Origin of the sequence: Stenotrophomonas sp. Sm6012 (assembly GCF_030985895.1) — a bacterium.
Taxonomy (GTDB): Bacteria; Pseudomonadota; Gammaproteobacteria; order Xanthomonadales; family Xanthomonadaceae; genus Stenotrophomonas; species Stenotrophomonas forensis.
Genome location: NZ_JAPTFX010000026.1, coordinates 1 through 19,751, shown reverse-complemented (window position 1 = coordinate 19,751; position 19,751 = coordinate 1). Strand labels below are relative to the sequence as shown.

General features: G+C 62.3%; 17 protein-coding genes and 1 pseudogene. 11 read left to right on the top strand and 7 right to left on the bottom strand.

Annotated elements, in window-relative coordinates:
• Positions 1 to 7 precede the first annotated feature (7 nt).
• From O0J73_RS07170 to O0J73_RS07155, 4 genes are all read left to right on the top strand, one after another.
• Positions 8 to 949, top strand: coding sequence for a hypothetical protein (locus O0J73_RS07170; protein ID WP_308308338.1), 942 nt, complete (start codon positions 8 to 10; stop codon positions 947 to 949).
• The gene (locus tag O0J73_RS07165) at positions 946 to 1,779 is read left to right on the top strand and encodes a murein L,D-transpeptidase catalytic domain-containing protein (protein WP_308308337.1); all 834 of its coding nucleotides are present in this window, start codon (positions 946 to 948) and stop codon (positions 1,777 to 1,779) included. The genes O0J73_RS07170 and O0J73_RS07165 overlap by 4 nt, the downstream gene beginning before the upstream one ends.
• Positions 1,780 to 1,881: 102 nt before the next feature.
• Positions 1,882 to 2,478, top strand: a complete 597-nt coding sequence (locus tag O0J73_RS07160) for a hypothetical protein (RefSeq protein ID WP_308308335.1) — start codon at positions 1,882 to 1,884, stop codon at positions 2,476 to 2,478.
• Positions 2,475 to 3,560, top strand: a complete 1,086-nt coding sequence (locus O0J73_RS07155) for an XRE family transcriptional regulator (RefSeq protein WP_308308334.1) — start codon at positions 2,475 to 2,477, stop codon at positions 3,558 to 3,560. Before O0J73_RS07160 ends, O0J73_RS07155 begins: the two co-directional genes overlap by 4 nt.
• A 121-nt stretch (positions 3,561 to 3,681) precedes the next feature.
• Here the strand turns inward: O0J73_RS07155 and O0J73_RS07150 are convergent, their stop codons facing one another.
• Positions 3,682 to 4,683 (bottom strand): hypothetical protein, encoded by a 1,002-nt coding sequence (locus O0J73_RS07150; protein WP_308308333.1) that lies wholly within the window; start codon positions 4,681 to 4,683, stop codon positions 3,682 to 3,684.
• A gap of 19 nt (positions 4,684 to 4,702) precedes the next feature.
• On the opposite strand from O0J73_RS07150, the gene O0J73_RS07145 reads away from it, so the two are divergent.
• From O0J73_RS07145 to mobF, 3 genes are all read left to right on the top strand, one after another.
• A complete protein-coding gene (locus O0J73_RS07145) occupies positions 4,703 to 6,577 on the top strand; it encodes a type IV secretion system DNA-binding domain-containing protein (RefSeq protein ID WP_308308332.1) in 1,875 nt (624 codons plus the stop codon).
• Positions 6,578 to 6,651: 74 nt separating this feature from the next.
• Complete coding sequence (locus O0J73_RS07140) at positions 6,652 to 7,488, top strand: ankyrin repeat domain-containing protein (RefSeq protein WP_308308330.1); 837 nt, start codon at positions 6,652 to 6,654, stop codon at positions 7,486 to 7,488.
• Between the two features lie 35 nt (positions 7,489 to 7,523).
• Positions 7,524 to 10,286: a MobF family relaxase gene (mobF, locus tag O0J73_RS07135; protein WP_308308329.1), complete on the top strand. Its 2,763-nt coding sequence runs from the start codon at positions 7,524 to 7,526 to the stop codon at positions 10,284 to 10,286.
• A 625-nt stretch (positions 10,287 to 10,911) separates the two neighbouring features.
• Here mobF and O0J73_RS07130 read toward each other — a convergent pair.
• The 4 genes from O0J73_RS07130 to O0J73_RS07115 all read right to left on the bottom strand — a co-directional run bounded on the left by O0J73_RS07130 (position 10,912) and on the right by O0J73_RS07115 (position 13,525).
• On the bottom strand, positions 10,912 to 11,286 hold the full coding sequence (locus tag O0J73_RS07130; protein WP_308308328.1) for a GIY-YIG nuclease family protein: 375 nt from the start codon (positions 11,284 to 11,286) through the stop codon (positions 10,912 to 10,914).
• Positions 11,283 to 12,038, bottom strand: coding sequence for a DUF5710 domain-containing protein (locus O0J73_RS07125; protein WP_308308327.1), 756 nt, complete (start codon positions 12,036 to 12,038; stop codon positions 11,283 to 11,285). Before O0J73_RS07125 ends, O0J73_RS07130 begins: the two co-directional genes overlap by 4 nt.
• 155 nt (positions 12,039 to 12,193) lie before the next feature.
• A complete protein-coding gene (locus tag O0J73_RS07120; RefSeq protein ID WP_308308326.1) occupies positions 12,194 to 12,742 on the bottom strand; it encodes a hypothetical protein in 549 nt (182 codons plus the stop codon).
• A gap of 12 nt (positions 12,743 to 12,754) precedes the next feature.
• Entirely contained in the window at positions 12,755 to 13,525 is a 771-nt protein-coding gene (locus O0J73_RS07115) for a hypothetical protein (protein WP_308308325.1), read from the bottom strand.
• A gap of 36 nt (positions 13,526 to 13,561) precedes the next feature.
• Here O0J73_RS07115 and O0J73_RS07110 point away from each other — a divergent pair, with 36 nt between their 5' ends.
• On the top strand, positions 13,562 to 13,969 hold the full coding sequence (locus O0J73_RS07110) for a helix-turn-helix transcriptional regulator (protein ID WP_308308324.1): 408 nt from the start codon (positions 13,562 to 13,564) through the stop codon (positions 13,967 to 13,969).
• A gap of 3 nt (positions 13,970 to 13,972) precedes the next feature.
• On the opposite strand, the gene O0J73_RS07105 is transcribed toward O0J73_RS07110, so the two are convergent.
• Positions 13,973 to 15,400, bottom strand: coding sequence for a site-specific integrase (locus O0J73_RS07105; RefSeq protein ID WP_308308323.1), 1,428 nt, complete (start codon positions 15,398 to 15,400; stop codon positions 13,973 to 13,975).
• Positions 15,401 to 15,477: 77 nt separating this feature from the next.
• Between O0J73_RS07105 and O0J73_RS07100 the strand changes: the two are divergent.
• The 3 genes and pseudogenes from O0J73_RS07100 to O0J73_RS07090 all read left to right on the top strand — a co-directional run.
• Positions 15,478 to 15,822 (top strand): annotated as a pseudogene (locus tag O0J73_RS07100) (HAD family hydrolase); the annotation flags it as partial.
• Between the two features lie 31 nt (positions 15,823 to 15,853).
• Positions 15,854 to 16,342, top strand: coding sequence for a hypothetical protein (locus O0J73_RS07095; protein ID WP_308308322.1), 489 nt, complete (start codon positions 15,854 to 15,856; stop codon positions 16,340 to 16,342).
• Between the two features lie 194 nt (positions 16,343 to 16,536).
• On the top strand, positions 16,537 to 17,901 hold the full coding sequence (locus O0J73_RS07090) for a VOC family protein (protein ID WP_004153932.1): 1,365 nt from the start codon (positions 16,537 to 16,539) through the stop codon (positions 17,899 to 17,901).
• 44 nt (positions 17,902 to 17,945) lie between these two features.
• On the opposite strand, the gene O0J73_RS07085 is transcribed toward O0J73_RS07090, so the two are convergent.
• Positions 17,946 to 19,460, bottom strand: a complete 1,515-nt coding sequence (locus O0J73_RS07085; protein ID WP_053448609.1) for an acetyl-CoA hydrolase/transferase family protein — start codon at positions 19,458 to 19,460, stop codon at positions 17,946 to 17,948.
• Positions 19,461 to 19,751: the final 291 nt, after the last annotated feature.

The following is a 19,751-nucleotide window of genomic DNA, read 5'->3' as shown; positions in this document are numbered from 1 at the left end:
ATCCCCCATGTCCAACAACCACGAAAATGATCTGTCTTTGGGCCGCCGCTACAAGAAGTACGAAGGGGCTTACAACCTGGCGTTCGCTGCCGACCCAGACACCCCCTTTCGCCGCTTTGATGAAATGGCGCCCCAAGACGACCAGCAGTGGAAGCGTCTGGAAGTTTTCCGCGGCAACGATCGCGAGGCCTACCACGCCCACAAGTCAAACCCGAACGACGCCTTGGTGCGGCCCACCGAGAAGGAGCAGCGCATGTGGGAGGCCAACCAGGCCGACATGTGGCGCATAGACCGTGAGCCCTCCTACGGCCAGCACGCCATGACCCACAACAAGTGGTTCGACCTGTCGTTGGAGCAGCGCCGTGGGGAGAACACCCAGAAGTTCTTCCACGCCGCAGAGCAGCGGTACGGCGGGGAATATGAGGGTTGGGCGGCCAAGGCTGGCAGTAACGTGGTGGCCAAGGAGGACTACCTGCAAACCCGAGCCGGGCTGGAGATTGAGCAGCGCCAAGCGGCTCAGCAGCAGAAGTTGAAGGAGACGCAGGTCCAGGAGCAGCCCACAGAACAAGCTCCCCTCGCGCAGCAGGCTGCGCCGGCTCAGCCAACACCGCAGGCCTCACCCGAGCCCGTCCAGGAGCAAGCCGCGCCAGCAGACGCACCCCGTCGCACGCGTCTTTCGCTGACTAACTTCGCCACCCCCGAAGACGGTATCGCGCACCTGCACAAGGAGATGTCGCCGCTGCCCGAAGCACAGGTCAAGCAACGGATAGAGCAGGCCGAGGCCGATCACCAGGCCATGGGCAAGGGAAAAACCGGAGACGCCGCCCCCAGGGTGGAGGCTTTGAACGCTTACCACGCCTATGTCCAGGAGGCACAGCAGCAGGAACGTCGCCAACGGCAGGAAGCGCCTGCCCAGGTTGAAACACAGCGGCGGACGTACCAGCAATGATCGCCCGGGCCGCGTTGATTGCAGCGCTGATGGTAGGAGGCCACGCCCAGGCGGCGGTACCTCAGCACATCGAAGGCATGTCGCGCACCACACGCGCACATGCCGAGCAGGCGTTGGAGTGCTCCCGCAAGCTGGGGCGCGACCCCACACTGCTGATCGTCGCCGATATGCGCTTGCCCAGCTCGGCCCAACGCTTGTGGGCCATCGATCCGCGCATGTCCGAAGTGGTGTTGCGCACGGAAGTGGCGCACGGCCGTGGCTCTGATCCTGACCGCTCAGGACGGGCATCCGTGTTCTCGAACACACCCGGCTCACTGATGACCAGCGTGGGGCTGTACGCGGTGTCCGAGGCGTACCAGAACACGAGAGACGGCAGCACCCGCCGCCGGCTGGATGGCCTGATGGTCGGCTTCAACGACGCGGCGCGAGAGCGGGCGGTGGTGCTTCACCCGGCTAGCTATGTTCGCTCCGGCTGGGCAGGACATTCCGAGGGTTGTCCTGCCGTCTCCTATGCGGTGATGGACCAGTTGAACGAACGGGGTCTGGACAATGCAGTGCTATGGATCGAGGGCGACCAGGCTGGACTGGACGAGGCTATCGCCTCTTGCTCCGGCAGCAAGGTTCGCCACCGCTTCCGCTGGCCGTGGCAGCCGAAGTTGCCCGCCAAGCCGGAATGGAAGCCGGAGGCGTCCGAGGCTTTGAACCCGATGTTCGACATCCAAGCCGAGGGGTTCTGCCCCGTGCGAACAGACCTGGTGTGGTTCAGCCAGGAGGCCCCTCTGTTTGCCAGCTTGGCAGGCGGGCGCTGGCCGCTAGAAAAATGGCATTAAGAAACAATGGGTTGAAGGATTGCGAGGCCGTCGCGCGCGGGGGACTTGCATGACAAGTTATAGATGTGGTTATATTTCGCCGTCCAAATGTAAAGGTCGGCCATGCTCACCCAAACCGAAGTCGAAGCGCGACTGACACCCTACATGGCCCGTATCGTGCGGGTCATGATGGGGGCATGGGCTGACTGGATGGCTAGCGGCAAAAGCGGCCGCTGGAAGCGGAGGCGTAGCCGGGCCAACTACATCTGGGAAGAGCTGGCTTGTGGAGCGGAGACGGCTTTCGCCAATGATCCGAGTGTCCAGATCCTTCCTAAGAACCAGAGCTGCTGGTTCCACATCGATGGTCTGGTCTTCCGCCTCAAGAAAAGCGACGCGAGCGGGCTCACGAGCAACTACCCCACCCAAACAGCTTTGGATTACCACGATCAGCAGGAAGACCTGCCGGGTATCCCCCCTGTGCAACGACTTGAAGTGACGTACGTCCTGAACAAGTTGGAGACTGCCGTACAGGACATCCTGCTGGTAGCTCGAGATCAGGGCAGGGTGCTGTGGTGTAGCTCGCTGCTGCGCAAGGATGAGGGTGGGAATGTGGTGTCGATCACGTCTCCGGCGGGCCCAACGCCTCCTGCTCCTACTCCGAAGACGATCAAGATCCGCGTAAAATCCGAGCGCGATAAGAAGACAGAGAACGAGACATGACTATTCCGCTTGCCAATGCAGCCTTGATAAAGGTGGCACGGCAGGCGAGGGGCATGAGTCAGGTCCAGTTGGCGAAGGCGGCCGGGGTTACCCAGGCCGCCATTTCCAAATGTGAGGCCGGTCTTATGCAGCCGGGGGCCGAGTTAATCGAATCCTTGGCCCGAGCGCTCACCTTCCCTGCGTCTCTCTTTTATGAGACGGACCCCGTATTTGGCGTGCCGGTCAGTATCAACTACCGGAAGAACGCCAGCGTGGGTGCCAAGGCAACTGACAAGCTGGAGGCGGAGATCAATCTTCGCCTGCTCCATCTTCGTCGGCTGTTGTCGTCCATGGACTATCAGCCGGAACTCACGTTGCCGCGCTTCGATATCGATGACTACAACGGCGATGCTGCTCGTGTGGCGCAGTTGGTGCGCCGCCATTGGGGAGTCCCCAGCGGGCCGCTCCACGACTTGACCGCCCTGGTGGAGCGAGCCGGGTGCATTGTGTTGCCGTGTGAGTTCGAGAGTATCGGCGTGTTCGGTTTGACGCTGCAGCCGCCGGGTCTTCCGACGTGCATCTTTCTGAACCAGGCCATGCCTGGCGACCGCCAGCGATTCACGTTGGCGCATGAGCTGGCACACGCGATCATGCATCGCATGCCCAGCCCGGACATGGAGCGCGAGGCGGATGTGTTCGCCTCCGAACTCTTGATGCCCGCGCAGGACATCCGCGGTGACTTGATGCATGGCATTACCCTGCCGAGGCTCGCTGCCCTCAAGCCAATCTGGAAGGTCTCCATGGGGGCGCTACTTATGCGTGCCAAGGCGCTGGGCTGCATCACCGACATGCAAAGCACCTACTTGTGGCGGCAGATGAGTAAGCTTGGGTATCGAATGAAAGAGCCTGTCGAAGTCGATTTCGCTCCCGAACAATCCACGGCGTTCAATGACATCTTGCGTGCTCATGCCGAGGATCTGGGGTACACCATGGCCGACTTCGAGGCCATGTTGCATATGCATGCCAGCGAGTTGAACAAGATGTACAAGATTGAGAGGCCGGATCCAGCGCCGAAGCTGCGTCTTCTCAAGTTCGGCGCGTAACCATTTCAACCATGGTGTGCCGGATATCGGCTGATTTCTATGAATTGACGGCATGCCTGATCTGGCGGATATGACAACAGTCCTTGGCCGAGGCTGCGGGCGAGCGTTGGACCCTGTGCTACTAACGAAGCTCGCGGAACAAGTCTTCCTTGAGGTGGTAGCGGGTTATGGGTCGATCAACGGGACGTCCACTGAACTCAGCAAACTGCTTGTCAACTACCTGATCTAAAAGTGCGGCCATCGCTTTGGCTGGCGACTCCCCATCTGCTAAGGCCTTGTCGTAGGTTTCCTGGATAGGGAGAGCGTTCACTACGATTTCCGTGCCGAGCGCCAAAACTTCGTTTTCCGGGACGACTTCCGGGGTGGCATCGAAGGTCAATCTGCCATCGACCAGCTTGCTACGTGGGATAAGCCGATAAAGCTTGTGCTGCCGGGAGACTGGACACCAAATGCCGAAAGCATACGTGGATAAGGTTGGCGGGTAATTGTTGGTGCGGTTGTACTCAATTGAGGACTGCAGTGCGGTCTGAATGGCCTGGGCCACGATGGAGACGAATAGGTCTGCCGTGTACAAGTGCTGGACCTGGTCGGGATCAAAAGTGTCCTCCGAACACGCGTATCCGTTCTCGTTCATCGGGTTGTCCGCACGTCTGGGAATGATGATGTGTCGCTTCGGTTCGCCTGTTTGCTGATCGAATCTGAAACTCAACTGGAGGTTCTCCAGGTCCTCACGAATGAAGGCCAGCACATGTTGGGCTTCATTCGCGTTGCCAGCAAACGCCAGGAAGGCTGGGGCCCTGAAGGCTTCGTAGAAGTTGTTGGTGAAGTGGCCATTGCGAAGAATGTCAGGTCGCCCCACCTGGATCTTGAGTTCATGGACCTTCCGAATGCCCGTGAACAACGTTGTGTAGTTCACGCCGCCCTCTTCACTCGTCATTTTTGCCGTCAGCGCGCTGTCGGAAATGGCAAACAGGCCCTGGTGCCCGGGCTCTTCGTGTTGAAGCAGAAACTGCTGGCGAACTTCCGTGCGGCCAACTTCATGGCCTATCAAAATCAAGGTCAAATCGAATCCTCCCCGTGGTAGCTCGATAGTAGTGCGCGCAGGCCTAGACAGGACAGCCATCCTGCTCATCCTGTTGTAGATGAAGCCTCCCGTTTACGACGCTTTCGGCCCACTCGGCAAGCACATTGACCCATCGGTTCCAGTTCGACGCTGGGATCTGGGCCTGGTCTATGGCCTGCTGGGCGGCGCGGTAGGTTTCCTCCCCGTTGCGGGGTGGGGGATGGGCGTGCGCGATATCGTCCGCGCCTTGACGCTGGATCCTGCGTTCTACTCCCGGATCGACAACCCCCAGTGGCTGTCCGACTGGTCTACGCTGGCTGTGGCCACCGCCGTAGGCCTGGCGGCGGGAAGCGGCTTGGCGTGGACGGGTCTTATCCCGCGTGCCAACCAGTGGGTAGTCTCTGGCCCCAAGCTCCTGGAAGGGAAAGAGGCCGTCCGCGAGGCGCGCCGACGCTCACCCTCCGAGACTAAGCGCCAAACAGACACGTTCGGCATGTACCTGCACCCCGACCTGTGGCTGTCCAAGAAGCAGCTGTCGCGCCACATCCTGATGTACGGGTCGGTGGGTAGCGGCAAGACGCAAATCCTGCTGGCGCTCCTGCGCCAGGTCTTCCGGCACGACGAGGCCAAGTGCCTGATTTACGATGTCAAAGGCGATCTGACGAGCAAGTTTCCCGCATCGATTTGCTCGCCGTTCGACCGTCGTAGCCGGGTGTGGTGGGTGGCCCGCGATGTACGCACCGCCACCCAGGCCGCCGCGTTCGCCGACAGCCTGATCCCGGAAGATAGCGGGAGCGGCAAGTTCTGGACACAGGCCGCCAGGCAAATCCTGCTCGGCGTGGTGCTGTCGTTGCAAAACGAAAAGCCCCAGCGGTGGACCTGGACGGATCTGGCGCAGCGTGTGTCCATGAAGGCCAAGGACATGGCTCCAGTGCTGGACAGGAACTACCGCAAGGCCCATGGGCTGATTTCCGATCCTACTTCCCAGACCAGTTTCAACGTGCTGGCCACCCTGCAGGGCTATACGCGCGTCATTGACGATCTGGCGCGGGCCTGGCCGGACTACGAGGTGGGCAAGGACCTGACGCCCGAGACCCCATGGCCAGGAGAGAAGGAAGAAGCCGACTGGAACGCCGCATGGCTGAAGGGACGGCGGCTGTTCTCCATCACCGACTGGGCCATGGATGGATACGACGGCCCGAAGAAGGTCATCCTGCAAAGCGGCCCCGACGCGGGGCTGGTTTCGGCTTACATCGCAGCGATGGTCAACGTGGCCGTGCCTGCCATCATTTCGCCTCAGCTGCCCGACAACGAAGAAGGGCGCTTCCTGGGCTTCTTCCTCGATGAACTGGCGTCCATCGGCAAGATCAATTTCCAGCCACTGGTGGACAAAGGGCGATCCAAGGGCTGCGTGTGCGTGCTGGCCGCCCAGGACCTGGCGCAGCTGCGCGCACCGTCGCTGTACGGCGAACACCTGACCAAGGCGCTACAAGGCATGGTGGGCACCCATGTGATCTGCCAGATCCAGATGGGTGAAACGCGCGATGAGCTATCACGCTTGATGGGGAGCAACAACGTGGCCCGCATGGACCACGGCCCCGGCGCCCGCCTGTCCAATGATGGCAAGCCTGTGGTGTACCCATCGCAGTTCACCGACCAACTGGGTTTCCGCAAGACCGAGCGCTGGTGGTGGCGCTTCTCTCCCGCCAAGCGGAACGATCCAGGTTTCATCATTCGCGCCTTGGTTCAGCAGGGAGGCGATGTGCTGATGCTGGACTTCCCTGGACAGAAGTTGCCCGACCGACGGGCTGGCCAAGTGCCCGCTTGGTGGACGCAGCGGCCGGCGGGCTTTGAGCCTGAGCGCCCCGAAGACAAGATGATGAACACGTGGGCAGACAAGCCCATGGGCAAGACGTACTCGGGCGAAGAGATCGAGAACTTGTTTCGCCATTGAGTTCGCAAGATCAGGGGTTGCCGAAATCGGCTTGCCTGCTTGCATGGAAGGGTCCTTCTTCCCCAAGGCCTTCCATGTCGCTGTTCAAACCCACCGGCCATCTTCTGCCGCTCCCGAAGTTTCGGGAACGCCTGGCCCAAGGTGCCGACCCCAACGACATCTTCCATGGCTCGGAACGATCCAGCCGCGTACCCCTGATTGTTGCCGTCTCTTTTCGGTCAACCGAATACCTGCGCACGCTGCTGGCCGACCTCAGAACAGGGTTGGCCATTACCGACCTTCAAGGCAGAACGGCGCTCCACATCGCCGCCGAGCGGGCCAACCTGGAGGCCATCGGATTGTTGTGCGAGGCGGGCGCTCCACTGGATGCAGGGGACATCGACGGACGAACGCCCTTACACCATGCGCTCCGAGCCCCCGACCCACATTCCATCCGGGCTATGCAGCAGTTGATGGAGTGCGGGGCCAACGTCAGTGCCCAGGACAAGTTTGGCCGCACCGTGCTGCACGAAGTCATGTTGAGTGGCTCATCGTTCTGGCATAAGCCCGTGGACGACAAGACTGCGTTCTTGTTGCGTGCGCGGTGCGCCTTGGACCTGCCCGACGAACGGGGCCGCACGCCCCTTCACTATGCAGCCGTCACCGGCCACCACCGAGTGGTACGAGCGCTTCTGGCGGCCGGAGCCAACCCCGAACTGTTCGACCACGACGGGTATCGACCCGTGGACGATGTGCGGCGCCAGATCGCCGAAGACAGCCTGGGTCTGGACAACCACATGGGGTACTTCGAAGACCTAAATGAGGTGCTGAACATCTTGGTCTTCCACGCCCGCTCCCGGCTCACCCAGTTGGTTGGGTCTGTCGTGGTGCGAACGAGCGGCCAGTCTGGCGCGTTAGCCCGGAGGATGTAGTTGTCAAATCGCGCATTCCCGAGACACTGGAAGTCATGCTCAACGTCAAAGACCTGAACTCGCAAGGCCACAACAAGTACGGCGACGCCATGCTGGACTATGCGTGGAAGACCAAGCGGCTGACGAGCTACTACGTGGGCCAGAAGGGCATGGAGAAGGGCACTCTGCGCTGGGGTGGCCACGGCGCTGAGTATTTCAACCTGACCGGCCAGGCGGTGACCAAGGATCAGATGCTGGAACTGGCCGCTGGATACTCCCCTGACGGCCAGAAGACTGCCCTGTGCCAGAACGCAGGTGTTCTACCCGAGCAAAAGGTCAAGCTCGATCGCAACGGTCAGCCCCGATTGGACAAGAACGGCCAGCCCATCACGAAGTGGGAAGGTGGCCACCAGGTGGGGTACGACTGCAAGTTCAGTCCGAACAAGTCCGTGTCCATGATGTTCGCCATTTCCGATCCCGAGATGCGCGGCGCCATCCTTGCGGCACACCGCGACGCCAACGACAAGGCCATGGAAGTGCTGACAGGTGCCATGGAGACGCGCCGCGGCAAGGGCAGCAAAAACTACATCGGCGTGAACGGCCCTATCTGGGTGTCGTGTGACCACACAACTGAGCGGGAGAACGGGTTCCATCTCCACACCCACAATATTTTGTTCGGTGTGGCCCAAGGCGAAGACGGAAAATGGGCCACCTTCGAGAGCAGCGAGCTTTATCGCCACCAGAAAGCTGCTGACGCTGTCTACCAGTCCCATCTGGCTGAGAACATGCGCAAGCTGGGATTTGGCATTGAGCAGGACGCCCAGTTGAACAAGGAAGGGCAGGACACCGGCATTCGGTCGTGGCGTGTGGCTGGTGTGAGCCGCGACACCGAGCTGATGTTCTCCGAGCGGCAGCGCCAGATTTATGAGGCCATGGCCACAGGTATGTCCCATGACCAGGCGTGGCGCCAGACCCGCAAGGCCAAGGATGAGCCAGAGCCCGAGCAGCTGTTTGCCCAGTGGCAGGAGTCGATCAAGGGCCAAGGTGTGGAGGTCGATATCCAGCACTACTTGGGCCGGATGGACGTTCAGGCACCCCGCCGCACCGATGAGCAGATCATGGCCAAGCTCCACGAGAGCAAGGCGGTTGTCAGAGACGTGGACATTCAGTGGGAAGTCTTCCGGGCGCGGGCTGGAGATGGCCCACAAGCCATGCAGGAAGACGTGCAGCGGCTGCGGGACACCATGGTCAAGATCGCGCCTGAGCGGCAGCACGCCATGGACCAGGGCGAGATGCTCTCGCGTCGCTACACCGAAACGCGCTTCGCATGGTCGGAGGTCGTGGACTGGGAACAGGAAGTGGTGCGTCGAGCAGAGGAGCGCAAGGACGACCAGAGCGTTCGGGTGCCCAAGGCCGTCCTGGCCCAGACGATTGCCGACTATCAGAAGGAGAAGGGCTTCACGCTGTCGCAAGAGCAAACCAACGGGCTGTACCACCTGTGTTCCGAAACCGGCGGGCATGCGGTTCTGGCCGGTGTGGCTGGTAGCGGAAAGACCACGATATCCGATGTCTACAAGCGGGCATTCGAGGCCAACGGCCAGCAACTGATCGGTGTATGCGTGTCCAACAAGGCCGCTAGCAAGTTGCAAGAAGAGTCTGGAATGGAGTCCATCAACATCAAGCAGCTGTTGTCCCGGCTGGAAAGCGGCAAGCCGCTGACCGCCACCATGCCGGCGCTCACCAACAAGTCAGTGGTAGTGCTGGACGAGGCCGGCATGGTGCCCACATGGGAAGTGCGCGAACTGATGCGATATGTAGACTCTTTAGGAGGGAAGGTACTCGCCCAAGGAGACACCCGACAACTCCAACCGATTGGTTGCGGCAGCGGGATGAGCTTGTTATCGGGGAAGTTGGGCCAGGCCGAGTTGACCGAGATCCGGCGCCAGAAGAACGCCGAAGACCGCGATATCGCATTCCTGCTCTACGACCGGGACGAACGCGGCCGAGTCATCCTGGATAACCGCGGGCCGAAGTCCAGGGGCGAGGTGTTCGAGAAGAGCAGAACGATCTACGAGAAGCTGGAAGACCGCGGCTGCATCGATGGGTTCGACACCCGCGACCAGGCCATGGACGCTTGCGTGTCCGACTGGTTGAACAGCCACTACGCCTTCGACAACAAGCTTCTGATGGCCTCCGATCACGCAGACATTCAGGCGTTGACGCTCCGGGTGCGCCAGGAGCTACGCGCGCGCAACGAGCTGGCCGGGGACGATCACACGTTCCTCGGGCGGCATGGCGATCGCGAGTTCGACATGAGCGTGGCCCTGGGCGAGCGTGTGCGCTTCACCAAGAACGACCAAGCCTTAGGCGTGAACAACGGCGACTTGGCCACGGTGGAGGGGCTTGGCCGCACAGAGAAGGGCTCGCTGGCGCTGAACCTTCGGGTGGCCAGAAGCGGCCAGCCCAGTTTCGCCGTGGCGGTGGATACGGCTGAATACAGCCATCTGGCTGCGGGCTACTGCCGCACCGTCCACGACGCCCAGGGGCAAGGTGTCGATGACGTGTTTCTGTTCGCCAACGCCAAGATGATGGACAACCAGTCTGCGCTGGTGGCCTTCACCCGACTCAAGGGAGGGCGTTTCCGTATGTACGGTTCAGAGATTGAGCTGGACCAGATCCACAACAAGCTGGGCGTCGATCACTTGAAGCAGAACGCCACGCAGGAAGGCCTGTGGCAGGAGCGGGCCAACGTCCGTCCACCCACAATGGAACAGGATTACGACCAGGTGTTGCGTCGCCAGCAGGGGATGCAGCGGTAGCCCGGGGCAGGGCTTTCCCGACCCATCCTGTTGTGAGAGTCTATGGGCAACGGCGCGTGGTTGGTGAGGCCCTGTCTCCGTTTAAAGACAAAATCTCACCGACTGGCTGAGCCCCATAAGGCGCGTCCAATGGGCCGGGGCAGCACGACACAAGGAGGCCTATATGGTTCTATTGAGCGTGTCAGCCAGCTGGCAAAGCCGTCGAGGATTCAGTCGCAAATTTGCACTGGAACTCGGTCTGCCTGTCGGACTTCTGCTGACGGTGTTCAATGTCCTCAGAATGTTCTGACGGCTGGCAACACCAGGGGATGGGGGCCGCAAGGCCCCCTTCTTTTTCTGCCGATCCAAGCCAAAGGGGGCGTTATGTGCCGAGCCGTAATCCAGCATCGCAACGACGGCGTCTTCGACCTGGAGCTGCATTATTGCCAGTTGCCAGAACCGCCACGCGTATTTCAAATCGAACATATCGGCACCGCGATGAGGGATCGTGCTGAGGCGAAAGTCCGCGCCGAAGCCAAGTACGCCCAACACGACTGCGCAAAACGGTTCGGATGCACTTTGACCTGGGAGGAACGCCAGCCCAAGCCAAATTCGAAGTCGGAACCCAGCTTCTTCGAGAAGGCGATCAGGGGCGATTGACCGGCCATCCCACCATCCAACGGGTCCGCCATGCTTCCAGGCGGCGTAGTAGCCCCATGCGTCGGCCCAAATCCACCATCAAGTTGGGCGGCTGGACATAGACCTTCCAGCCTTTGATGTGGGCGACCCAGCGCCACACGTACTCGCGCTCTTCGGCATCTGCATAGGTGCCTTCGATCGCTTCCAATAGAACCATTCGATGTGGCCTCAGCCAACCGCCTGCCGCAGCCCGATGTTGGCTTGCGCGTTGCTTGGAGTTGATGGTCTGGCCGATGTACACGGCACGCTCCTGGTCGAAGACCAGCGCGTAGAGGTGGCGGGTGCGCTTCTGGAAGTGGGTTCTTCGCACCCACTGGCTCATTCGGGAAAGCCCAGAGCGGCCAGGAACTCGTCTAGCGTGGAGCCGGGTGAGCGCACCCTGTGGAAGTGGACGGCCCTTTCGGCTAGCTTGTCGGCCTCAGGCAGCCGTACCGTAATGCCGGCGTTCTCGATGATGGACAGGTCCAGCTCCCACTGCCGGCCTGAGCGCTCTTTCCACAGCGCGTTGGCTTTCCGCAGGTGCTGGTCCAGGGACGCGTCGTCCCAGCCGTTTGTCAGGCGCAGGTGTTCGCGGGCGGCCTGTTCTTCGTCTATTGCCTCAGCGAGGTCGTAATGGATAGCGTGGTGGCAGCGGCTGCAAGTGCAGACCAGTCGCTTCAAGACCTGGGTGCCGTCCACGTAGTCGAACCGCTCATGCGCCTCCAGGTGGATGTCCTGCTCTCGGTTAGCCGGTGTCCCGCACAACTCGCACTTACGACCCGCCCGCAGCTTCACGCCCAGACTGATCCGCTTCCAGTCGTCGGGCTCCACGCATGACCGGACGCTGGTGTACCAACAGGTGGTGGGGATGAGGTCTACCGCAAGCCTTGGGTTGGATCCGAATGCCCGATCCTCGACCGGAAAGTGTTCCACGGGAGGCAAGGGCGTGATCCGGGGCCAATGCTCGGCCAGCGCTGCATCGATGGTAGGGAAGCCATCCGGCGCATACCAGAGTTCGTGATCCAGGCACCAGCGTGCGCCTAGTGCCTTGGCGTGGTTCTTGTCGTTGAAAGGAACGCGAAAATAGGTCGGCATTCCCTCACGGTAAAAGGCGCGCGCGTTTTGGCAACCCCAAAACAAGACACCCCCGGCAAACCGGGGGTGGGGCCGCATAGAGACCCTGCGGCGAGGGCGAGGTGGGCCCGCCGCCCTAACAGAGTGCGTAACGAAGCTTTCTGGTCAAGCAGTCCTTATCGGATCGGCACATGAGTGAACGAGGCGGGGAAGTCACGCAATTTGACGATCTGCCTTTTGGCGTCGTGGCCGAAGTGGCCCAACGTGAAATGAAGATCGAACTCCGAGCCCATGCGTTCTCCGTTCTTCAAGTAATTCGTCGCGTCAATGACGAAGGTAAGGGAGCCGCCTACGGGTAGATTAACGGACGGATCGGCTGTGTTCTTGGCCACCGGGATGCCATGGATTTTGCCGTAGTTCTGCGTGGGGCTATACGACAGTCCGTGGTTGTCGACCAGGTTGGTCGAGCGGGACAAGTAGTTCAATGCCAGCGGCTCGCGGCTCTGGTTGCGCACCTGGACGGTAATAACCAAGTGCGAAGCGCCATTGGGCTTTTCTTGCTTGCGAACCGATTGGATGGAATAGGCCAGTGGCTGCGCTTGTTGGCCGTCCTGCTGGGCCAGCTGCGCTCGCGACTCTGCGTTCTCACGCTGCAGTTGTTCGTTGGATTGTGCCCAAGCGGTGGCATTCATGGCCATCATGGCCAGGAAAAGGATGCTCTTCATGACGGCTCCTGATCAGAGTGAAGGTTGCGCGCGAGCCAGCATGTTTCCGGCTTTGTCCACGAGTTCGACGCGAACGATTTCTGCGCGTACTCGCGGCCAATCCAGTTCTCCGCCATCGGCCTGTACCGCTTGCAGGTAGAACTTCACATGGCCATTGCCCGCTTGTCGGGCGGCATCGGCTGCTCGGGCCTGTGCTTCGTCTTCTACCTTGAACTGGGCCTTCCAGTTTTCGGTGTTCACGAGCTGCAGAACGCAATGGCCATCGCCATCGGTGAAGGTCAAGCCAGGGGGCTCGGACGAACCCATCATCGGGTCGTCGCTCGCCCATGTCATATGAGTGGAGTCGAAGAATGCCTTCGTCTCCATGTTGTATTCGCGGTAGTCGTCCCGCGTTTGGCGCGTGAAGGTGAAGAGCGTCTTGCCCTTCATGGGAGCCACCGCTGCTTCATATGCCCCGTCTATCGCCTTGATCTTGTCGGCGCGAGCGAACCCCTCGAGGTTGCGGAACGTCGGGTCTTCTTTACGTGCGTACTCGATGACCGCGCGCTCCTTACCTTCGGCCGGTGCGAGGTTGGCGTATATCCCCAAGCAGTCCAAGGCGGTGTCCATGATCACGAACTGATCAGCGGGAGTTTCCGGGTTGGGCTTGGATGAAGTGGGCGCGGATGGCGCCGTGTCCACTGCTGGTTCGGGCGTTGCATCCGTATCGGGAGCAGTGGTTCCTGATTTGCTGCAGGCGGAAAGGGCGCAGATCAACAGTATGGGAAGAGCGACTGGTTTCATGGTACCCCCGTGGTAGTGGCTCGGGGGCATGGTCGCATGCAATTTGCGATAATCGCAAATGACCTAAACCGGGGGTCTGGGTCAGGCTATGTGGTCGTTTCCCGCAGTCCAGCCATGCAGCCCAAGTCTCCCGCCACGCTATTCGGCCGTCGCCTTCGGGCGGCACGGCTGGCGGCTGGTTTGACACAGGCGGACTTGGGGAGGGTGCTGGGCTTGGACGACCAGAATACGGGGGCGCCTCGGGTTAGCCGATATGAGACCGGGAAACACGAGCCCGATCAGCAGACGTTGGCCAAGATCGCTGAGGCTCTAGGCCTGCCGGTGGCCTACTTCCATGCCACATCCGACCCCTTGGCCAAGATCATCCTGATGGTGGGACGCCTGCCCACGAAAGAGCAGGCACGGATTGGCGAACTGATCGAGAAGTGGATCGACAAGAAGTAGGGCCTACGCCGCGGCCTTCTTGGTGAACAACATGGCCATGACCTGGGCCATTTCCTCTGGCGACAGCTCCGACAACACCGCCACCGCGGTCTCTACCGCCGATGGACCTCCCGTACCGCCCGAAGCCAGGCGCCTGCGGTCGGCTTCCGCCATCTTGCGCCGGATGGCCTCCGGTTTCGGGTTGAAGTACCTCATGAAGGAGGCCAAGTCGTCGTGGCCCGACATCTTGGCGATCATTGCGGCGGGCATGTCCTCGCCCAGCTCCGTAATGCGGGTGTGCCGCAGATCGTGCAGCCGCTTGTTCAGCATGTCCGGGCGGTTGTGCTTTCGGGCGGCGCGTCGGCGAGCACGCTCCCAGGCCTTCGTGACGGCGTCTGGCCAGATGCGATTGCCGGCAGCCGTCAGGAACACGGCGCCAGCCTGGGTATCGCTGGCTTCTCGGCGACGCGCCAGCATCTCGACCACGGCAGGGGCGAAAGGGACTGTGCGCTCACGCAGCAGATCTTTGCCCTTGACCCGTCGGCTCTTGGTGTTCGTGAGCTTCGCCGCAGTGTTGTCCGCAGTCACGCGCTCCCAGTCCAGCTTGACCGCCTCACTACGACGCATGGCCGAGTGGCGGTTCATCACCACCACGTCCCGCGTGGCTTGGTCGCACTCTTTCATCTCGTCCATGATCCAGCCGAACTCTTCTTCGGTCAGGGTCTCGTCCCGGCCAGGATCCTTGGCGATCGGTGGCAAGGGCACCTTGGTCAGGTCCAAGTCCAGCCCCCACTCACGGATGGCGTGGCCCATCACCGTGCGGATGGTCTGAATGAGCTTGATGCAGGCGTTGTTCTTGGGAGGCTGTCCGTTGCGGCCCTTGTAGTGGAGCAGGATGGCCCGGGGATGGGATTTCGGACGCTCCGTATAGAAGTCTGTGGGCGCCAGCTCGTCCATCGTCTTACCCAGCACGGGAGCGAACGCCTTGTTGTGGGCGTTGGCGCCTTTCTCGGCGATCCCCAGCAGCACGCGAACGCGCGAGCGATCCGAGGCGCACGAGCGATACTTGATCGACTCGTCGTCCAGGCCTTCCAGGTACTTCGTCAGCAGCATTTCCAGCGTCCATGAGCTGGCTTGTGCGCTTCGTGAGAACTGCTTTTTGGACTTCTCCAACGCAAGCCATTCGGCTTCGGCCCAAGCTTCCGCCTGCTTCTGCCAATGGAGCAGATCCTTCTCGGTATAGCCACCGGTCTTGGGGCTGATCGACAGCTTCCAGACATGAGTCTTGTCGCGATAGACAGCATTGTCCTTCTGCCACCGGATGCGGGCAGCCCATCGGGGCTCGCCAACCGCTATAAAGAACACGCCGGGAACGGATGACTGCCAGTCAGAAGCCAGTAGCGCCTTGGACTTGGCCTTGGCGGCCATCACGGCTTTGGAAGGACGTGCCACGATATTGCCCCAGATTTGCCCCGATTACGGAACTGTACTCTAAAATGATTGCAAAATCAGCGACATATAAGACGTGCATGTTCCATCAGGAAGCCAAGATCAAGGTGGCCAACCTGCGCGAGCTGTTCCCGCGCATCGAGATCGTCTCGGAGAAGGACCCGGAAACCTACGCGCGCGTGCTGGCCGAATTCGACCTGCCGATGCAGCGCTTCGTGATGGTCGGCAACTCGCTGCGTTCGGATATCGAGCCGGTGGTGACCCTTGGCGGCTGGGGCGTGCATACCCCGTACGCGGTGACCTGGGCCCACGAGACCCAGCACGGCGTGGCCGACGACGAACCGCGCATGGTCACTGCCGATACCGCGCACGATTGGCCGGCCGCGCTGGCCGCGATCGAGGCCAAGGCGGCTGCGGCGGCCTGACAGGGGCGGGCGGCTGCGGCAGAATCGGGGCATGAACGTCCGACTGCGCGCACTGATGCTGTCCCTGCTGCTGGCGCCGGCCACCGTGCTGGCCCAGCAGACCGCCGCGCGCGCGGCGGCCTACACCGTGGAAACCGGTGACAGTTGGGTGGATGCCCAGCTGCAGGACATCAACCATTACGCCGAACGCTACCCCGACGCCTTCCTCGATGAGGTATCGCGCTATGCCGGCGTGCCGCGCGGCTACATCAGCGCCTTGTTCACCACCCACGGCTGGCAGGCCGGGGATATCTATTTCGCCTGTTTCTGGGCCAAGGCCAGCGGCCAGACCTGCCGCGACAGCGTGCGCGCCTTCAGCCAGAATCCGGAGGGCGGCTGGGAGGCGGTGGTCAAGCGCATGCCGCGCACGCCGGACAACCTGCATTACCGCGCCGTGCGCCATGCCATCGTGGCCAGCTACCAGCACTGGGACCGGCCGATTACCCTGGATGCCACGCTGAAGCGCCAGCTGAAGCGGTAGTGCCAGCCGCTGGCCGGCAATTCCTGTCCTATGCTCCAGGCATCCAGAGGGTGCCTGGAGCATAGGACAGGAATTGCCGGCCAGCGGCCGGCACTACCCGCATGCGGTCATGTTGCTCTGCATATCGCCGCCGCCGCACGCTCCGGCGACAATACGGGTTCGAGCTGTTCCCCGTTCCCGTAATCGAGTGACTGATGAGCGCCTCTTTCGTTTCGCCTGATGTGATCCGCCGCCTGTTCGCCCAGGCCATGTCCCGCATGTACCGCACCGAAGTGCCGCTGTACGGCACGCTGGTGGAACTGGTGGAGCGGATCAACGCGCAGGTGCTGGAGCAGGACCCGGCGCTGGCCGCGCAGCTGCAGCGCAATGACGAGCGCGCGCGCCTGGACGAGGAGCGCCACGGTGCGATCCGCGTCGGCACCGTGCAGGAACTGGCGACGCTGCGCCGCCTGTTCGCGGTGATGGGCATGTTCCCGGTCGGCTACTACGACCTGTCGGTGGCCGGCGTGCCGGTGCACTCCACCGCGTTCCGGCCGCTCACCGGCGCCGCACTGGCACAGAATCCGTTCCGTGTGTTCACCTCGCTGCTGCGCCTGGAACTGATCGAAGACGAAGCGCTGCGTGCCGAATCTGCGCGCATCCTCGAACGCCGCCGCATCTTCACCGAGGGCGCGCTGGCACTGATCGACCAGGCCGAGCGTGACGGTGGCCTGTCGCAGGAAGACGCCGAACGTTTTGTCGAAGAAGCGCTGGAAACCTTCCGCTGGCATGGCGACGCCACTGTCGACCTGCCGACCTACCACGCCCTCAACAAGGCGCACCGGCTGGTGGCCGACGTGGTCAGCTTCCGTGGCCCGCACATCAACCACCTGACCCCGCGCACGCTGGATATCGACGCGGCGCAGGCGGCGATGATCGAGCACGGCATGGCCGCCAAGGCGGTGATCGAAGGCCCGCCGCGCCGCGCCTGCCCGATCCTGCTGCGCCAGACCAGCTTCAAGGCACTGGAAGAAGCGGTGCATTTCCCGGACAGCGAAGGCGGTGATGCCGGCACGCATACCGCGCGCTTCGGCGAGATCGAGCAGCGCGGGCTTGCGCTGACCCCGAAGGGGCGCGCGCTGTACGACCAGCTGCTGTCGCAGGCACGCGATGCCGGTGGCGAAGGCAGTACCGGTGGCGACTATGGCCAGCGCCTGCAGGCGGTGTTCGCCAGCTTCCCGGATGACCATGACACACTGCGCCAGGAAGGTCTGGGCTACTACCGCTACCAGCTGACCGACGCCGGCCGCGCCGCGCCGGAACGCGTGGCCGACCTGCCGGCCGAAGTGCTGGTGGCCACCGGCCTGGCCACTGCCGACCCGATCGTCTACGAGGATTTCCTGCCGGTCAGCGCCGCGGGCATCTTCCAGTCGAACCTGGGCGGCGAAGAACAGCGCGCCTATGCCGCCCACGCCAACCGCGAGGCCTTCGAGCAGGCGCTGGGCGCGGCGGTGAATGACGAGTTCGAGATCTACGAGCGGCTGCAGGCCGAATCGCTGGCGGCGCTGCGTACCGCGTGAAGGTAGAGCCGGCCAGCGGCCGGCTCTACCACGGTCCCCGGGCCTCAGCCCTTCATGGTGCCGGTATCCAGCCAGCGCTGGTGCCACGACAGCGCTTCCGGCAGCAGGTGCGGGGTGTGCTTGCCGTAGCTCTCGCGGCTGGCACGGTCGAAGTAGTCCTGCAGCTGCGCGCGGAAATCCGGGTGCGCACAGTTGTCGATCAGCACCTGCGCGCGCTTGCGCGGGGTCAGCCCACGCAGGTCGGCCAGGCCCTGTTCGGTCACGATCACCGAGACGTCGTGCTCGGTGTGGTCGACGTGGCTGGCCATCGGCACGATGGCCGAAATGGTGCCGTTCTTGGCGGTGGACGGGCTCAGGAACGCGGACAGGAAGCCATTGCGGGCAAAGTCACCCGAACCGCCAATGCCGTTCATGATCCGCGTGCCCATCACGTGCGTCGAATTGACGTTGCCGTAGATGTCGACCTCGATCATGCCGTTCATGCCGATGCAGCCGAGGCGGCGCACCAGTTCCGGGTGGTTGGAGATTTCCTGCGTGCGCATGATGATGCGCTCGCGGTAGAAATCGATGTGCTCCTTGAACGTCTCGTTGGCCTGCGGGCTCAGTGCGAAGCCGGTGCACGAGGCGTAGCTCAGCACGCCATCGCGCAGCAGGTCGAGCATGCCGTCCTGGATCACCTCGGTGAACGCGGCCAGGTCGCGGAAACCACTCTTGGCCAGGCCAGCCAGCACCGCGTTGGGGATGTTGCCCACGCCCGACTGCAGCGGCAGCAGGTTCGGCGGCAGGCGGCCCTTCTTCACTTCGTGCTTGAGGAACTCGATCAGGTGCGCGGCGATCTGCTCGCTGGTCGCATCGATCGGGCTGAACGGGCTGTTGCGGTCCGGGCCGTTGGTGCGCACCACCGCCACGATCTTGTCCGGGTCGCAGCGCAGCGCGGTGTCGCCGATGCGGTCGTTGGCGTTCACCAGCGGAATCGGCTTGCGGTGCGGCGGCAGCGCGGTGCCGTAGTAGATGTCATGCATGCCGTCGACGCCGGCCGGCTGCCATTCGTTGACCTCGACGATCACCTTCTTCGCCAGGTCCAGCCAGGTCTTGTTGTTGCCGACCGAGGTGGAGGGCACCAGCGAGCCGTCCTCGCGGATGGCCGACACTTCGATCACGGCGGTATCGATCTCGCCGTAGAAACCGAACCACACGTGCTGGGCGACGTGGCTGAGGTGGATGTCGATGTAATCCAGCTTGCCCTCGTTGATGCGGTTGCGCGCATCCGGGTCGCTCTGGAACGGCATGCGCATGGCGATGCCATCGGCCTTGGCCAGCGCGCCATCGAGTTCCGGCGCGGTGGAGGCGCCGGTCATCAGCTTGATCTGGAAGGGATTGCCCTGGGCATGCACCGCTTCGATGCGGCGCGCCAGTTCGACGGGAACGGCCTTGGGATACCCGGAGCCGGTAAAGCCGCTCATGGCCACGGTTTCACCGGGCTGGATCAGCGCGGCTGCGGTCTCGGCGGAGACCACGCGGTCACGAAGACGCGCGTTGGCGATGCGATCAACAGACATGACGACAGTGTTTCTGGGGGGAAACCCGATTATCGGCCATCCTCATCCGTACGGGGGGTTCTACCTTCGTGGAATGGCTTTTCCCTACCGGGGTCACCCGAACCGGCCGGTTTTGTTTTGCAGTGCAGCGTGCAAAGTGCTTTCGCAGCCCGCACGATGGCCCTGCATCCCGACGTGGGGGAGGGAGCAGAGCCCGCTGGCAGTTCGCTGCAAGCGGGCTTTTTTATTGCCTGCCGCCCATTATGAATACGCGGACTCCATTATCGGTAGTGGGGGGGGGGGGGGGGGGGG

Excerpts from the sequence above, each read along its gene's own strand:
- O0J73_RS07130 (WP_308308328.1), bottom strand. The coding sequence starts at position 11,286 with ATGAGCCAGTGGGTGCGAAGAACCCACTTCCAGAAGCGCACCCGCCAC.
- O0J73_RS07165 (WP_308308337.1), top strand. The coding sequence starts at position 946 with ATGATCGCCCGGGCCGCGTTGATTGCAGCGCTGATGGTAGGAGGCCAC.
- O0J73_RS07155 (WP_308308334.1), top strand. The coding sequence starts at position 2,475 with ATGACTATTCCGCTTGCCAATGCAGCCTTGATAAAGGTGGCACGGCAG.
- O0J73_RS07160 (WP_308308335.1), top strand. The coding sequence starts at position 1,882 with ATGCTCACCCAAACCGAAGTCGAAGCGCGACTGACACCCTACATGGCC.
- O0J73_RS07125 (WP_308308327.1), bottom strand. The coding sequence starts at position 12,038 with ATGCCGACCTATTTTCGCGTTCCTTTCAACGACAAGAACCACGCCAAG.
- O0J73_RS07150 (WP_308308333.1), bottom strand. The coding sequence starts at position 4,683 with ATGGCTGTCCTGTCTAGGCCTGCGCGCACTACTATCGAGCTACCACGG.
- O0J73_RS07085 (WP_053448609.1), bottom strand. The coding sequence starts at position 19,460 with ATGTCTGTTGATCGCATCGCCAACGCGCGTCTTCGTGACCGCGTGGTC.
- O0J73_RS07110 (WP_308308324.1), top strand. The coding sequence starts at position 13,562 with ATGCAATTTGCGATAATCGCAAATGACCTAAACCGGGGGTCTGGGTCA.
- O0J73_RS07140 (WP_308308330.1), top strand. The coding sequence starts at position 6,652 with ATGTCGCTGTTCAAACCCACCGGCCATCTTCTGCCGCTCCCGAAGTTT.
- O0J73_RS07170 (WP_308308338.1), top strand. The coding sequence starts at position 8 with ATGTCCAACAACCACGAAAATGATCTGTCTTTGGGCCGCCGCTACAAG.
- O0J73_RS07095 (WP_308308322.1), top strand. The coding sequence starts at position 15,854 with ATGAACGTCCGACTGCGCGCACTGATGCTGTCCCTGCTGCTGGCGCCG.
- O0J73_RS07120 (WP_308308326.1), bottom strand. The coding sequence starts at position 12,742 with ATGAAGAGCATCCTTTTCCTGGCCATGATGGCCATGAATGCCACCGCT.
- O0J73_RS07145 (WP_308308332.1), top strand. The coding sequence starts at position 4,703 with ATGAAGCCTCCCGTTTACGACGCTTTCGGCCCACTCGGCAAGCACATT.
- mobF (WP_308308329.1), top strand. The coding sequence starts at position 7,524 with ATGCTCAACGTCAAAGACCTGAACTCGCAAGGCCACAACAAGTACGGC.
- O0J73_RS07090 (WP_004153932.1), top strand. The coding sequence starts at position 16,537 with ATGAGCGCCTCTTTCGTTTCGCCTGATGTGATCCGCCGCCTGTTCGCC.
- O0J73_RS07115 (WP_308308325.1), bottom strand. The coding sequence starts at position 13,525 with ATGAAACCAGTCGCTCTTCCCATACTGTTGATCTGCGCCCTTTCCGCC.